This is a genomic window from Haematobacter genomosp. 1 (genome assembly GCF_002196855.1).
In the GTDB taxonomy this organism is placed as follows: Bacteria; Pseudomonadota; Alphaproteobacteria; order Rhodobacterales; family Rhodobacteraceae; genus Haematobacter.
On record NZ_NIPW01000028.1, the window covers coordinates 92556 to 106536 of the forward strand.

Sequence of the window (13981 nt, forward strand, 5' to 3'; positions counted from 1 at the left end):
GGCTGCCGGTTTCTCTGGTTGTCGGCGGGGTTCTGTCGCTCATCGTGCTGCTCGCGGCGCTGCTGTCGCTGTTCTGGACTCCGCATTCGGTGGAGACGCTGGCTGTAGCCGCGAAGCTGAAGCCCATCGGCACGCCGGGCTACCTGCTCGGCACGGACCAGCTCGGGCGGGACATCCTCTCCATGCTGATGGTCGGGGCACGGACCTCGGTCTCCGTCGCCTTGATCGCGGTGGGGATCGGGGTGGTGATCGGCGTGCCGCTGGGACTTGCCGCCGCCGCAAGCCGGGGCAGCCTGCTGGACGAGGCGATCATGCGCGGCAACGACGTGATCTTTGCTTTCCCGAGCCTCGTCATCGCCATCCTGATTACCGCCGTGCTGGGACCGTCCGCCGTCAATGCGATCCTTGCCATCGGCATCTTCAACATTCCCGTCTTTGCCCGCGTCGCTCGGGCAGGAGCGCTGAGCCTGTGGACGCTCGACTACGTCCGCGCCGCGCAGGTCGCGGGCAAGGGGCGCGCGCGGATTTCATTGGAACATATCCTGCCCAATATCCTCAACCTCCTGATCGTGCAGGCGACGATCCAGTTCTCGCTCGGCATTTTGGCGGAGGCCGGGCTGTCCTATGTCGGCCTTGGCGCTCAACCGCCGATCCCGTCCTGGGGGCGGATGCTGGCAGAGGCGCAGACGCTGGTGGCCCTCGCGCCGCATGTTGCCATCCTGCCGGGGCTGGCGATCGTGGTGACGGTGCTCAGCCTCAACCTGATGGGCGACGGCCTCCGTGACGTGCTGGATCCGCGTCTGAGGCGGGGCAGATGAGCGCGCCGATGCTCTCCGTCAGGGATCTTGCCGTCACCATCCGTGGCACGCCGGTGGTGCGGGACGTCTCCTTCGATATCGGGGCGGGTGAGGTGATGGGGCTGGTGGGCGAGTCCGGGTCGGGCAAATCCATGACCGCGCTGGCGCTCATGGCGCTGCTGCCCTACGGGGCCGAGGTGCGGGGCGCGGCCCTGCTGGACGGGGTGGATCTGCTCCAGCTCTCCGAGCATCAGATGTGCCGTCTCCGGGGCGCGGAGATCGGCATGATCTTCCAGGAACCGATGACGGCGCTCAACCCGATGCAGACCATCGGCGCGCAGGTGGCTGAGACGCTCGTCGTCCACCGGCGCGCCTCACGGTCGGAAGCGCTGGAGATCGCGCGGGCACGGCTCGACCGTGTCGGGCTGGACGCGACCCGCGTGCCGCTCGACCGTTTCCCGCATGAGCTGTCTGGCGGTCAGCGGCAGCGGGTCTGCATCGCAATGGCCACCGCGCTCCGTCCGAAATTGCTGATTGCCGATGAACCGACGACCGCGCTCGACGTGACGACACAGGCGGCGATTCTGGATCTGCTCAAGGATCTCGTGGCGGAGGAGGGCATGAGCCTGCTGCTCATCACCCATGATCTTGCCGTTGTCGCCCGCATGGCCGACAGGGTGGCCGTGATGAGCCAGGGCCGCATCGTGGAGCAGGGTCCGACGGAAACCGTGTTCCGGGAAAGACGCGCGCCCTATACGCGCCAGCTTTTCGCCGCATCCGCCCACGTGCCGAAACGGGCGCCACCCGCTCTCGGCGCACCGCTGCTGGAGGTGCGGGATGTGGTCCGCGCCTATCCCCTGCCCCGCGACGGGCTGCTCGGAACCCAACGCACGCTGCGGGCGGTGGACGGCGTGAGCCTTACGCTGCGGGAAGGGGAAAGCGTCGGGCTGGTGGGTGAATCCGGGTGCGGAAAATCCACCCTCACCCGCGCCATTCTGGGTCTCGACCCGATACAATCGGGGGAAATCCGCCTTGGCGGAGAACCGGTCATCGCTGGCCGGATGAGCCATGGCCAGCGTGCGCGGGTGCAGGTCGTCTTTCAGGATCCCTTCGGCAGTTTCGACCCGCGCCACCACGTCGAACGACTGGTGGCCGAGCCGTTTCACCTGCGCCCCTGCCCCCGCGCGGAACAGCGGGAACGCGTGGCGGCGGCGCTGGTGGAGGTCGGCCTTTCGCCCGATGACATGCGGAAATACATCCATGAATTCTCGGGCGGTCAGCGCCAGCGCATCGCCATTGCTCGCGCGCTCATCATCCGGCCCGCGCTCATCGTGCTGGATGAGGCGGTCTCCGCGCTGGATGTCCGCGTGCGGGCGCAGATCCTCGATCTTCTCGCCGATCTGCAGGAACGTCTGAAACTGAGCTACCTGTTCGTCAGCCATGATCTTGCCGTGGTGCGCGGGATAACCGACAGGGTGATGGTCATGCGCGGGGGCCGCATCATCGAGGAAGGTCCGACGGCCGAGGTCTTCGATGCCCCGCGCGAAGCCTACACGGCGCAATTGATCGCGGCGACCCCCCGCATACCCGCGGGCTGGCTGGAGGAGACGGCGTGATGCGGCCCGGGCGGCGCAATCTCATCACCGATGTCGCGGGGCTGTCGGTCGGCAACGCCTCCGATGCCCGGCTGAAAAGCGGCGCGACCGTGCTTGTGGGGGAGCGACCGTTCACCGCCGCCGTTTCCGTGATGGGCGGCGCACCCGGCACGCGGGAGACCGACCTGCTCGCCCCCGACCGGCTGGTTCAGGAGGTGGACGCGCTTGTCCTTTCCGGCGGGTCGGCGTTCGGCCTCGACGCGGCGTCCGGCGTGGCCGACGCGCTGCGGGAGGCGGGCCGCGGGTTTGCCGTAGGCGATCAGCGGGTGCCCATCGTTCCCGGAGCTATCCTGTTCGACCTGACCAACGGCGGCGACAAGTCATGGCGGGAGAACCCCTACAAGGCGCTTGGCCGTGCCGCGCTCGCCAATGCGGGACCGCGGTTCGATATCGGCAGTGTCGGCGCAGGGACGGGAGCCACGACACGGAACTGGAAGGGCGGGCTTGGCTCCACCTCCGTGGTGCTTGACGGTGGGCTGACGGTGGGCGCCCTGGTTGCCGTGAACGCCCTCGGCTCCGTGACGCTGGGCGACGGGCCGCAGTTCTGGGCCGCGCCGTGGGAGATGGAAGGGGAGTTCGGTGGCCTCGGCCTGCCCTCCCCACTACCGCCGCAGGACGTGGAAGGGCCGGGCAAGCGACTGGGAGAGGCGACAACCATCGCCATCGTCGCCACCGATGCGCGGCTCACACAGGCGGAAGCCACGCGGCTTGCCACCGCCGCTCATGACGGCATGGCGCGGGCCATCGTCCCCTCGCACACCCTGTTCGACGGCGATCTGGTCTTTGCCGCGGCGACCGGCGTGCAGCCTCTGGCAGAAGGGGGTGCGGACCTGTATCGTCTCGGCCATGCCGCAGCCTGCTGCCTTGCCCGCGCGATTGCCCGCGCCATACACGCCGCCCGCCCCGCGCCGGGCGACCGGCAGCCGTCATGGGCCGCGCGTCATGCTCCCGATTGAGATGCGGCACAGGAAAGGCCACCCCCTTGTTCCTTGAACTATTCATTGTTCTCGTCCTCATTCTGGTGAACGGCGTGCTGGCGATGGCGGAGCTGGCCATCGTCTCGTCTCGACCTGCACGCCTTCGCACGCTGGCCGACAAGGGCAGCAGCGGGGCGAAAATCGCGCTCAATCTCTCTGAAAATCCGGGCCGCTTCCTGTCTGCGGTTCAGATCGGCATCACCTTGGTCGGCGTGCTGTCAGGGGCGTTTTCCGGGGCCACGCTGGGCGGACGGTTCTCCGAATGGCTCCGCACGCATGGGCTTTCACCCGCGAGCGCCGACGCGCTCGGCGTGCTGATCGTGGTGGTGACGATCACCTACCTGTCCCTCATCATCGGGGAGCTGGTGCCCAAGCAGATCGCCCTTCGGAACCCGGAGAACGTCGCGTCGCGCGTGGCGCCGCTCATGGCCGTTCTGGCGAAGATCGCGTCTCCGCTCGTCTGGTTTCTCGACCTGTCCGGCCGCACCGTTCTCCGGCTGCTCGGCCAGACGGATAGCGAGGAGTCCAAGGTCACGGAGGAGGAGGTCCGCACCGTCCTTTCGGAGGCCCAGTCCGCGGGCGTCATCGAAACGGGCGAATCGGCCATGCTTTCCGGCGTCATGCGCCTGGCCGACCGCAACGCACGCGGGCTGATGACGCCGCGCCGGGACGTGGAAATGGTCGATCTCGACGCGACGGAGGAGGAAGTGCTTGCGACGCTCCACAAATCGCGCTTCTCCAAACTGCCAGTGCGGGACAAGACGACGAATGACGTGCCGGGGGTGATCTTTTCCCGCGACGTGTTCGAGGCGCGGACGACGGACCGCCCGTTCAGCGTGGCCAATCTCATGCGGGAAGTCCCCGTGGTGTCCGATCGCGCGAAAGCGCTGGATGTCGTCGAAGTGCTCCGCCGCTCGCCACCGCACATCGCGCTGATCTTCGACGAATACGGCGAGTTCGAGGGGATCGTGACCACCGGCGACGTGCTGGAGGCCATCGCTGGCGTTTTCGATGAGGATGAGACGGGCGAGCCTGCCCTGTTTCTGCGCGACGACGGCAGCTACCTCATCGCGGGCTGGATGTCCGTGGACGAATTCTCCGACCGGCTGGGTTATCCGCGCAAGCCCGATGCCGACTACGCCACCGTGGCGGGTCTGGTGCTGGACGAGTTGCAGCGCATGCCCGCGCTGGGAGACACGTTCGAGCGGCACGGGTGGAAGTTCGAAGTGGTCGATCTCGATGAACGGCGGATCGACAAGGTGCTGGTCATCCCGCCCGAGCAGTCTGCCGACGAGGGCTGACCCCACAGGCGGATCGATCTTCGGTCTGGTCTGCCCGCGACACAGGCGGCTGAAACGGAAAGGGCGCGCAAGATGCGCGCCCCTCGAAAACTTGGCCCTCAAGGAATATCAGGCGGCGGCCTGACCTTCGCCTTCCGCTTCCTTGGCCTCGATGGCATTCGGCGCGGACAGCGTCGAGGTAATCTCGATCTTGCGCGGTTTCAGCGTTTCGGGAACTTCCCGCACCAGGTCGATGTGCAGCATGCCGTCGGCATGGGTCGCGCCCGAGACACGCACGTGATCGGCAAGGGCGAAACGGCGCTCAAACGCGCGCGTCGCGATACCGCGATGCAGGAAGCTGCGTTCGCCATCTTCCTTCACCTTGCGGGCGCTGACGATAAGCGCGTTGTCGCGCATCTCGACCGACATTTCCTCGGGCGAGAAGCCGGCGACGGCGATGGAGATACGGTAGCCGTTTTCGGCGGTCTTTTCGATATTGTAGGGGGGGTAACCGGGCTGAACGTCGGCCGCCAGAACCCTGTCCATCAGGTCGGCGATACGGTCAAAACCCACGGTTGCACGATAGAGCGGGGCGAGATCAAAGGTTCGCATGGATCATCCTCCATTGAGCGATGTCTGGCTGCCTTCCCGGGCAGGGCAAGGCGCGGTTAACCGGGCCCCTTGTTGGGCATCCCGGTGACACTGATCTGGGAAAGCGACAGTGGCGTTTCAAGGGGTTCGGGCGGCGTTCTCCAGTGTGGGAAGCGCATCGGCGACGGGGACGGCGAAAGCGATGCCCCGGCCCTCTGCCTCGCCCCGCGCCACGACGATACCGACAAGCCGCCCTGCCCCGAGCGGCCCCGCGATCAGAGGCGCCCCCGAGGCCCCGCCCGTGACAGCACAGTCGATCAGCAACGCGCCAAGGCTCCGCCTGAGCAGCGGGCAGGACAACACCTTTGGCGGCTCTTCCGGCCGTTGGCGGGAATAGGTGATGGCGGTCAGCTCTTCCGGCGGCAACAACGCCTGCTCAAGCTGTATCGGCTGCACCTGAAGGGGCGTCAGCAACTCGACCAGCGCGATATCCGAGGCAAGACGGCTACGCGCCTCCGCCCCCGGCAGATAATCGGGATGGAGCACGACGCGCCGCGCCACAGACTGCGCCACCTCCGTGCCTTGCGAGCGGCCCGCGCGAAAGACGATTTTCTCTGCAGGAAAAGACCCAGCGTCGGGAAGGCTCACGCAATGCGCCGCTGTCAGCACGCGATCAGGCGCGATGAGCACGGCGCTGCAGACGCTCCGGCCCGAATCGAGACGACCGACGGCTGGCCAGTCCACAGCGCCTGCGGAAGACGCGCCCGAAAGCATCGCCGAAAGCATCACCGCCCCGGCAATCAGGCGTGAGAAACGGGCATATTTCGCCATGACAGGCTCCGGTTTCAGGATGTCGCGAAATGGCCCTCGCCGGGGAATTCTACATCACTCCACGCAACAAGCCACATCCGTGCCGCATGCGCTCTGGCCCCGCGCCGAGAGGCGTGAGACTGTTCGGCAAAGGTCAGGTTCGATGCAGCATATCTTCACATTCTCTCCGTTCACATTCGCCGATGCCATTGCCGTCGGCCTGCTGCTGCTGGTCTGGCTGGTCAGCGGTTACCTGATCGAACGGACGGATGCTCCCCGCCTGTCGGTCGCGACACTGATGGAACACTACCGCCGCGAATGGATGCGTCAGTTCGTCACCCGCACCCCGCGCCTGTTCGATGCGAATGTCATGGCGAGCCTGCGGCAAGGCACATCTTTCCTCGCTTCCGCCTGCATGATCGCCATTGGCGGCGGCCTCGCGCTCATCGGCAACCGGGAGCGGGTGGGCAATGTGGCGGAAGACCTGACGCTTGGCGAACTCACCCCCGTGGTATGGGAGGTGAAGATGCTGCTGGTCCTGCTTTTCGTGACCAACGCGTTTCTGAAATTCCTCTGGGCGCACAGGCTCTTTGGCTATTGCACCATCCTGATGGGAGCGGTTCCGAACGATCCCGACGACCCCAAGGCCACGGTGATCGCGGATCAGGCGGCGGAGATCAACATCCGTGCGGCACGCGGCTTCAACCGGGGGCTTCGCTCCATCTATTTCGCGCTGGCAGCGCTTGGCTGGCTGGGCGGGCCGCTGGCGCTGATGGTGAGCACCATCATCACCCTTGCCGTGATCTGGCGGCGGGAATACGGCTCCTATTCGCGGGAGGTGCTGCTCGCGGGGATCCAGACGATGCGGATCTAGCGCGCGCCCTGAATGGCGGGACGAAGCGTCCGGTCCAGTTCCCCCGCGGTGATCGGCCCGGCAAAGCGCATGACGACCTTGCCCGCACTGTCGATCACATAGGTTTCCGGCACGCCGTACACCCCCCAGTTCAGCGCCATGCGGCCGGAGGCATCCGCACCGATGGCGTGGAAGGGGTCGCCCAGCTCCTGAAGGAAGGCCAGCGCCTTTGCCGGATCGTCCTTGTAGTTGATGCCGTAGATCGGCACCCCCTCGGCGGCGAGCTTCTCCAGCATGGGATGTTCGGCACGGCAGGGGGCGCACCAGCTTGCCCAGAAGTTGACAAGCTTCACCCCCGGCGTCTTGAGCACCGCCGTGTCGAAGCCTGCATCCTTCCCCAGCGGGGTTACCGCGATGGCGGGGGCCTCACGACCCACGAGGGTGGAGGGCAATGTATCATCCCGGCCCATGCCGAAGAAGAACAGGGCAGCCAGCCCCGCAAAGGCCACCGGCGGAATCAGGACGAGGGGAGATATTCTAGCCACGACCGCGCCGCCTTTCTTCCGCTTCCTCCAGCCGCCGCTTCACCTTCGCGCCGCGAAGCAGCGTCAGGGCCACCGTTCCCGCGAGGAGCACGAAGGTCACCCCATAGGCCGACAGCACGGAAGCCGCGTATTTCCCGAGATCCGGCATCATGCCATCCGCTCCCGCAGCTCCAGCGCCTTGAGGCGGCGGGCCCGGATCTCCGTCCGCGTCCGTATCAGCACCAACGTCAGGAACAGCAACGCGAAGCCCGCCATGCAGATGACGAGAGGTATCCAGAAGGCGTTGTCCACATTCTCCTTGCGGTCGAGGCTGAGCGAGGCTCCCTGATGCAGCCCCTGGCTCCAGAAGTTCACCGCATAGCGCGACAGCACGGCAAACACCGAACCGACAAGGCAGAGCACCGAAGTCAGGTCGGCCGCGGTATCCGTATCCTCGACCGCCTGCCAGAGCGCGATATAGCCGAGGTAGAACAGAAAGAGGATGAGGAAGGAGGTCAACCGCGGATCCCAGGCCCACCACGTTCCCCACATCGGCTGGCCCCAGACCGCCCCGGTGAACAGCGCGATAAGGGTCATGACCATCCCCACCGGCGCCGCTGCCCGCGCCGCCAGCGCGGAAACATGATGCCGCCGGATGAGCCATATCAGCGACGCGACCAGCATCATCAGCCAGGCGTTGATCGCCATGAGTGCTGCGGGCACGTGCAGGAAGATGATCTTCACCGTGGAGCCCTGGCGATAATCGTCCGGCGTCAGGAAGAAGCCCCAGACAAGCCCGACAGCCAGACAGACCACCGTCAGCCCGACGCACCACGGCAGCAGCCGGGCGGAAGTCTGCATGAAACGGACGGGATTGGCATATTCCCAGAGCGAGGTCGCGCGCATCCTGTTCTGCTCCTGTGTCGTCATGGCTCTAGCATGGTTTTGGGCGTCCCGCACAGTCACCTGAGGTTGATACGAATTGCCGCGGCCGTCGCGAAGGGCAAAAGCGCCAGCACCCCCGCCGTGATGCCGCCGAGCAGAAGGAACGGCGTGGCAAGCGAAAATCCCTCCGCCCCCCGGCGCACCACCTCTGCCCCATAGACCAGCGTCGGGACGTAGAGCGGCAGCACCAGCAGGGACAAAAGCAACCCGCCCCGCTTCAAGCCCACCGTCAGCGCCGCGCCGAAGGCCCCGATGACCGAGAGCGCAGGCGTCCCCGCCGCGAGCGAGGCCAGCAGCCAGGGATAGCCTTGCAGCGGCAGGTTCAGCAGCAGCCCCAGCAGCGGCGCGATGAGGGTGAGCGGCAACCCCGTCGTCAGCCAGTGGGCCAGCGCCTTGATGAAGACCACGCCCTCCAGGGGAATAGGCGCGGTGGCGATGAGGTCGAGCGAGCCATCCTCATGATCCAGCGCGAAAATCCGGTCGAGCGACAGCAGCGCGGAGAGCAGCGCACCCACCCAGATGATGCCGGGCGCGATCCGCCCCAGCGTGCTCCCCTCCGGGCCGACCCCCAGCGGCACCAGAACGGCAAGGATCAGGAAGAAGGCAAGCCCGAGCCCGAAGCCGCCGCCGCTGCGGAAGGCAAGCCGCAGGTCCCGCAGCAGAAGCGCGATCACGAGATATCCCCGAAGGCCAGGTCGAAATCCCCCATCGCCTCGGCCCGCGCCCGGAAGGCCGCGATGTCCATCACGGGCGGCGCGCCAAGACCCAGATCGACATGGGTCGCGATCAGCGCCGCACCGCCGCCGGCCAGATGCGCCCGCACCGCATCCGCGAAAAGCGTCACGCCCTCGCTGTCCAGCGAAACCGTCGGCTCATCCAGCAGCCAGATCGGTCGCCCCGTGACCAGCAGCCGCGCAAGGCCCAGCCGCCGCCGCTGACCCGCCGAGAGGTTCTGTGCCGGACGTTCGCGCAGGGGACCGAGGCCGAAAGTCTCCATCGCCGGGCCGATCTCACGTTGTCCATGCAGCCGCGCCCAGAAGGCGAGGTTCTCCGTTACGGTCAGCGTCGCCTTCAGCCCGTCCGCATGGGCGGAATAGGCGATGGCCTCGGGCGGAGCGGAAATCGTGCCGGAAAGCGGCGGCTGCAATCCGGCCAGCGTCCGCAACAGCGTTGTCTTACCGATGCCATTCGGGCCGCGCAGCACAAGAGCGCCGCCGGCGGGAAGCGTGAAGCTCACCCCCTCCAGCACCGGTATCCCGCCGCGCGCGCAGGCCAGATCTCTTACCTCAAGCGTCATACTCGCCGGATAGCCTATCCCAGAGAGCGGGAAAAGCCGCCCATGTGGCGGATGCGGCGATCACGCACCGGCAGGCGGCGCCACCACGGGGAGAAGCGCCACTGCCACCCGCCGTCCTTCGGAAAGGAGCACGTTGTAGGTCCGGGCAGCGGCGGGCGTGGCCATGGCCTCTGCCGCAAGACCCGCCTCTTCCAGTTGCTCGCGAAGCGCGCGGGGCAGGAAGGCGACCTCCGCCCCTGTGCCGATGAACAGCACGTCGATCTTCATCTTGAGCGCGAGCAGCGGAGCCACGTCCTCCAGCCCGCCCCAGGTCGCCGCACCCTGCGCGGAAACCAGCACCGGCCCCTCCAGCACCTTTCCGGCAACGCGGAAGAACCCGGGCCCATAGCCATCAATCGGTCGCGCATCGTTGTAAACGATTTCGTTGAGGCGCATCTCACCCTCCGCAGTGTCGCAATCATGATACCGCCAATCCTCCCGGTTTCACAGGGTATCGGTTGGCGAAACGGCATCCGGCACTATCTTGCCCGGCGGAGGTTTCATGATGCTGCAATTCGCTCGCGCCGTTTTTCTCGCGGCTATCCCCCTCGCCTCTCCCGCGCTGGCCGATGGCCTGACGGAAAAGGAGATGACCGCCCCCGGACCGCTGGGGGCCCTTGCCGGAACATATCTGGCCCCCCAGTCACCGCAGGCGGTCGCGCTGATCTTGCCCGGCTCAGGCCCGACGGACAGAAACGGCAACGGGCCGCTTGGCCTGGACACAGACGCCTACAAGCAGCTTGCCGAAGCGCTGGCGGAACGCGGTATCGCGACGCTCCGGGCCGACAAGCGGGGCATGTTCGGAAGCGCCGCTGCGATTTCCGATCCGAATGACGTGACGCTGGCCGCCTATGGGCGCGACGCGATCGTCTGGGCGGCCAGCCTCGCGGGGGAAACCGGCCTGCCCTGCACCTGGCTCATCGGCCACAGCGAGGGCGGGCTGGTCGCCCTGAGCGCGGTGGCGAGCGATGAGCGCGCCTTCTGCGGCGTGATCCTTCTGGCGACACCGGGCCGGTCGCTCGCCGTGGTGCTGGAGGACCAGCTGACCCGGAGCCTGGAGGACGACAGCCTGCGCAGCGCTGCGGATGCAGCACTCGACAGCCTGCAACGCGGCCAGCGCGTGCCGGAGGATCAGATCCCGGAACCGCTCCGGCCGATGCTCGGGCCCCAGATTCAGGGCTACCTGATCGATCTGTTTTCGCACGATCCGGGAGAGATGACGCGGCGCTATGGCGGGCCGCTGATGATCGTCTCCGGCGGGGAGGATCTGCAACTCGACCCGACCGATGCCGCAACGCTCACACAGGCGAGAAATGACGCCGTGACCCTGCTGCTCCCCGGTATGAACCATGTGCTGAAGGAGGTTCCGCCCGGCGACAAGGCCGCCAATCTGGCCAGCTATTCCAACCCTTCGGTGCCGCTGGCCACCGGGCTTGCCGATGCCGTGGCGCGTTTCATCACGCGGACGGAGGACGAACCCTTCGGTCTCGCCCCGCCGACCGCGGAATGAGGCTCAGGGCGCGGCCTTCGCCGCGTCCTTGCCGGCCTTTTCCGTCTTGTCCGAGCGATCGACGCCAAGCCATATCAGCACCACCGAAGCGATGAAGATCGTGGAATAACAGCCAACGAAAATCCCGAATACCATCGCGAAGGAGAAGCCCCGGATCACATCCCCGCCAAGCGCCAGCAGCACGAGAAGCGCGAGGAAGGTGGTCATCGTCGTCATGATCGTCCGGCTCAGCGTTTCGTTGAGCGAGAGGTTCACGATGTCCTTGAGGCTGCGCTTCTTGTATTTCACGAGGTTCTCGCGCACCCGGTCGAAGATCACCACCGTGTCGTTGATCGAATAGCCCACCACCGTCAGCACAGCCGCGACGACGGTCAGATCGAACTTGATCTGGAACAGCGAGAAGACGCCTATTGTCATGACTGCGTCGTGCACAAGCGCCGCGACCGCCGCGACGCCGAACTGCCATTCGAAGCGCATCCATATATAGAACATGATCCCGATGATCGCCGCACCGAGAGACAGCAGCGCCATGGAGACCAGCTCGCCCGAGACCTTCGGCCCGACGGTTTCCACCGCTTGAAAACGGATGGTCGGGTCAACAGCCTGAAGGGCGCGCTCCGCCGCCGCAATCTGCTCCGAGGACAGCATATGTGCGTCGTCGGGCGCCTGGATGCGGATCTGCGCCACGTGCTGATCCGCCCGGAAGGTCGGATCATAGACCTGCGTCAGTGTCACATCGCCATACCCCAGCGGTTCCAGCGCATTGCGATAGGCGCCGATGTCCACGGGTTGACTGGCCTCGGTGCGGATGGTCGTGCCGCCCAGAAAGTCGATACCGAAGTTGAAGCCCAGCGTGAAGCAGCTCGCGATGGCGATGACCATGGCCAGCATCGAGGCCGGGAACACCACGCGCGCAAAACGGAAGAAGTCCCAGTTCGTGTTGTCGGGAACGAGCTTGAGCCGATACATGTCAGACCTTCAGCGTCTTCGGCCGGCGCCAGTCATACCACATGGAGATGAGCAGACGGGTGACGGAGACCGCGGTGAACAGGGAAGTGACGAGGCCGAGCGCCAGCGTTACGGCAAAGCCGCGAACCGGCCCGGACCCGAGCGCGAAGAGGATGACCGCGATCATCAGCGTGGTGACGTTCGCGTCCATGATGGCGGAGGACGCCTTCTCATAGCCAAGCTCGATGGCGCGCGCGGGACGTGTCCCGTTGCGCAGTTCCTCCCGCACCCGTTCGAGGATCAGCACGTTCGCATCCACGGCCATGCCGATGGTCAGCACGATCCCCGCGATACCCGGCATCGTCAGCGTTGCACCGATGAGCGACATCAGGGCGATGATGAAGATCAGGTTCAGGACGAGCGCCACGTTGGCGATCATTCCGAAGAAACCGTAGCCTGCCACCATGAACAGCATGACCGCGATCATCGCGACCGTCGCCGCAAGGCGTCCGGCGTCGATCGAATCCTGCCCGAGTTCCGGCCCGATCGTCCGTTCCTCAAGGAAGGTCATCTTCGCAGGCAGCGCCCCCGCCCGAAGCAGGACGGCGAGTTCCGTCGATCCCTCGACGCTGAAGTTGCCCGTGATGATGCCGGAACCGCCCGCGATATGGCTCTGAATGACCGGGGCGGAGATCACCTTGTCGTCCAGCACAATGGCGAAGGGTTGCCCGATATGGTTGGCGGTATAGTCCCCGAAGACCCGGGCACCCGTCGCGTTGAAGCGGAAGTTCACCGCGGGCCGACCGTTCTGGTCGAAGGCGGGCTGGGCGTCGGTGAGCAGATCGCCGGAAAGCACCGGCTCCGTCTGGACGATGTAATAGACGCCCGGCTCCTCCTGCGCGGCATAGAGGCTGTTGCGGGGACCGGGGTTGGCATTCGGATCCTGCGTGCGGCCCACGACGGAGTTGAAGGTCAGCCGCGCGGTGGTGCCGATCAGGCCTTTCAGCTCATCGGCAGAGCCGAGACCCGGCACCTGGATGAGGATACGGTCGTCACCCTGCCGCACGATGGTCGGCTCCCGGGTGCCGACCTCATCGACGCGGCGGCGGACGATCTCAAGCGACTGCGCCATGGTCCGCTCGTCCGAGGCATGCCGCTCCGCATCCGAAAGCTGCACGGTGATCGTGTCGCCTTGCGCATTGATGGCGAGGTCGCTCGCTCCCACACCCGTCAGCGTGGTCACCGGACGCGACAGGGTCCGCACGATTTCCAGGGCGCGGGGCATGCCCTCCGGCTGGGAAATCTGCACCTGAAGCACACCCGGCTCTGAGGTCAGCCGCCGCACGGAACCGACCGTCGCCCGTTCCTGCACCAGAGCGTCGCGCACTTCCGGCCAGAGGCTGTCTATCCGCCCGGCATAGACGTCCGAGAGATGCACTTCCGCGAGAAGATGCGCCCCTCCCCTGAGGTCGAGCCCGAGGTTCAGGATCTTTGACGGCATCCAGGAAGGCCAGAGAGACAGCGCCTCCACCGTCTCCGGGTCGGTCGCCTGTCCGGTCTTGTCGTATTGGGCGACGGCGTCGTTGTGACGTTCGACCCGGTCGTAGAAAGCGTTTGGCAGGGCGACGGCGATACCGATCGCGATTGTCGCCCAGATCAGGATCCGCTTCCAGAGGGGGAAGTGCAGCATGGGGTTCTCGGCTTCAGGGACGGATCGACGGGCGGGCGCTCAATCGGCACGCCGCCCGTGAATGG

General features: G+C 66.2%; 16 protein-coding genes. 6 read left to right on the forward strand and 10 right to left on the reverse strand.

Translation table 11 applies throughout. From position 1 onward, the window contains the following. Positions 1-2: 2 nt before the first annotated feature. From CDV49_RS14740 to CDV49_RS14755, 4 genes are read left to right on the forward strand one after another with little or no spacing between them, the layout of a single operon-like run. On the forward strand, positions 3-818 hold the full coding sequence (locus CDV49_RS14740; RefSeq protein ID WP_088216275.1) for an ABC transporter permease: 816 nt from the start codon (positions 3-5) through the stop codon (positions 816-818). Continuing rightward, complete coding sequence (locus CDV49_RS14745; protein WP_256947358.1) at positions 815-2413, forward strand: ABC transporter ATP-binding protein; 1599 nt, start codon at positions 815-817, stop codon at positions 2411-2413. The genes CDV49_RS14740 and CDV49_RS14745 overlap by 4 nt, the downstream gene beginning before the upstream one ends. After that, a complete protein-coding gene (locus CDV49_RS14750) occupies positions 2413-3408 on the forward strand; it encodes a P1 family peptidase (RefSeq protein WP_088216178.1) in 996 nt (331 codons plus the stop codon). The genes CDV49_RS14745 and CDV49_RS14750 overlap by 1 nt, the downstream gene beginning before the upstream one ends. 26 nt (positions 3409-3434) lie before the next feature. Next, positions 3435-4730, forward strand: coding sequence for a hemolysin family protein (locus tag CDV49_RS14755; RefSeq protein WP_088216179.1), 1296 nt, complete (start codon positions 3435-3437; stop codon positions 4728-4730). A 108-nt stretch (positions 4731-4838) separates the two neighbouring features. Here CDV49_RS14755 and CDV49_RS14760 read toward each other — a convergent pair whose 3' ends face one another. Continuing rightward, positions 4839-5321, reverse strand: a complete 483-nt coding sequence (locus CDV49_RS14760) for an Hsp20 family protein (RefSeq protein ID WP_088216180.1) — start codon at positions 5319-5321, stop codon at positions 4839-4841. Between the two features lie 117 nt (positions 5322-5438). Continuing rightward, positions 5439-6131, reverse strand: a complete 693-nt coding sequence (locus CDV49_RS14765; RefSeq protein WP_088216181.1) for a trypsin-like serine peptidase — start codon at positions 6129-6131, stop codon at positions 5439-5441. Between the two features lie 142 nt (positions 6132-6273). Between CDV49_RS14765 and CDV49_RS14770 the strand changes: the two genes are divergently transcribed. Then, entirely contained in the window at positions 6274-6984 is a 711-nt protein-coding gene (locus CDV49_RS14770) for a DUF599 domain-containing protein (protein WP_088216182.1), read from the forward strand. On the opposite strand, the gene CDV49_RS14775 is transcribed toward CDV49_RS14770, so the two are convergent. The 6 genes from CDV49_RS14775 to CDV49_RS14800 are packed head-to-tail and all read right to left on the reverse strand — an operon-like array spanning position 6981 to position 10164. Next, complete coding sequence (locus tag CDV49_RS14775) at positions 6981-7508, reverse strand: DsbE family thiol:disulfide interchange protein (RefSeq protein WP_088216183.1); 528 nt, start codon at positions 7506-7508, stop codon at positions 6981-6983. The two genes, CDV49_RS14770 and CDV49_RS14775, sit on opposite strands and share 4 nt — an antisense overlap. Further along, positions 7501-7659 (reverse strand): heme exporter protein CcmD, encoded by a 159-nt coding sequence (gene ccmD / locus CDV49_RS14780; protein ID WP_179209232.1) that lies wholly within the window; start codon positions 7657-7659, stop codon positions 7501-7503. Before ccmD ends, CDV49_RS14775 begins: the two co-directional genes overlap by 8 nt. After that, complete coding sequence (locus CDV49_RS14785) at positions 7656-8393, reverse strand: heme ABC transporter permease (RefSeq protein ID WP_088216184.1); 738 nt, start codon at positions 8391-8393, stop codon at positions 7656-7658. Before CDV49_RS14785 ends, ccmD begins: the two co-directional genes overlap by 4 nt. A gap of 56 nt (positions 8394-8449) precedes the next feature. Beyond that, positions 8450-9106, reverse strand: a complete 657-nt coding sequence (gene ccmB / locus CDV49_RS14790) for a heme exporter protein CcmB (protein WP_088216185.1) — start codon at positions 9104-9106, stop codon at positions 8450-8452. Then, positions 9103-9729 (reverse strand): heme ABC exporter ATP-binding protein CcmA, encoded by a 627-nt coding sequence (ccmA, locus tag CDV49_RS14795; protein ID WP_088216186.1) that lies wholly within the window; start codon positions 9727-9729, stop codon positions 9103-9105. Before ccmA ends, ccmB begins: the two co-directional genes overlap by 4 nt. A gap of 60 nt (positions 9730-9789) precedes the next feature. Then, positions 9790-10164 carry an Mth938-like domain-containing protein gene (locus CDV49_RS14800; protein ID WP_088216187.1) on the reverse strand — a complete coding sequence of 125 codons (375 nt, stop codon included), beginning with the start codon at positions 10162-10164 and terminating at the stop codon, positions 9790-9792. A 106-nt stretch (positions 10165-10270) separates the two neighbouring features. On the opposite strand from CDV49_RS14800, the gene CDV49_RS14805 reads away from it, so the two are divergent. Next, positions 10271-11278 (forward strand): alpha/beta hydrolase, encoded by a 1008-nt coding sequence (locus tag CDV49_RS14805; protein ID WP_088216188.1) that lies wholly within the window; start codon positions 10271-10273, stop codon positions 11276-11278. Positions 11279-11281: 3 nt separating this feature from the next. Here CDV49_RS14805 and secF read toward each other — a convergent pair whose 3' ends face one another. Further along, the gene (gene secF, locus CDV49_RS14810; protein ID WP_088216189.1) at positions 11282-12247 is read right to left on the reverse strand and encodes a protein translocase subunit SecF; all 966 of its coding nucleotides are present in this window, start codon (positions 12245-12247) and stop codon (positions 11282-11284) included. Between the two features lies 1 nt (position 12248). Then, the gene (gene secD, locus CDV49_RS14815; RefSeq protein ID WP_088216190.1) at positions 12249-13916 is read right to left on the reverse strand and encodes a protein translocase subunit SecD; all 1668 of its coding nucleotides are present in this window, start codon (positions 13914-13916) and stop codon (positions 12249-12251) included. Between the last annotated feature and the right edge of the window lie 65 nt (positions 13917-13981).

Coding starts and splice junctions, on each gene's coding strand:
- CDV49_RS14760 (WP_088216180.1), bottom strand. CDS start 5,321: ATGCGAACCTTTGATCTCGCCCCGCTCTATCGTGCAACCGTGGGTTTT.
- CDV49_RS14785 (WP_088216184.1), bottom strand. CDS start 8,393: ATGCGCGCGACCTCGCTCTGGGAATATGCCAATCCCGTCCGTTTCATG.
- ccmA (WP_088216186.1), bottom strand. CDS start 9,729: ATGACGCTTGAGGTAAGAGATCTGGCCTGCGCGCGCGGCGGGATACCG.
- CDV49_RS14770 (WP_088216182.1), top strand. CDS start 6,274: ATGCAGCATATCTTCACATTCTCTCCGTTCACATTCGCCGATGCCATT.
- CDV49_RS14805 (WP_088216188.1), top strand. CDS start 10,271: ATGATGCTGCAATTCGCTCGCGCCGTTTTTCTCGCGGCTATCCCCCTC.
- secF (WP_088216189.1), bottom strand. CDS start 12,247: ATGTATCGGCTCAAGCTCGTTCCCGACAACACGAACTGGGACTTCTTC.
- CDV49_RS14750 (WP_088216178.1), top strand. CDS start 2,413: ATGCGGCCCGGGCGGCGCAATCTCATCACCGATGTCGCGGGGCTGTCG.
- CDV49_RS14800 (WP_088216187.1), bottom strand. CDS start 10,164: ATGCGCCTCAACGAAATCGTTTACAACGATGCGCGACCGATTGATGGC.
- CDV49_RS14745 (WP_256947358.1), top strand. CDS start 815: ATGAGCGCGCCGATGCTCTCCGTCAGGGATCTTGCCGTCACCATCCGT.
- ccmD (WP_179209232.1), bottom strand. CDS start 7,659: ATGATGCCGGATCTCGGGAAATACGCGGCTTCCGTGCTGTCGGCCTAT.
- CDV49_RS14765 (WP_088216181.1), bottom strand. CDS start 6,131: ATGGCGAAATATGCCCGTTTCTCACGCCTGATTGCCGGGGCGGTGATG.
- secD (WP_088216190.1), bottom strand. CDS start 13,916: ATGCTGCACTTCCCCCTCTGGAAGCGGATCCTGATCTGGGCGACAATC.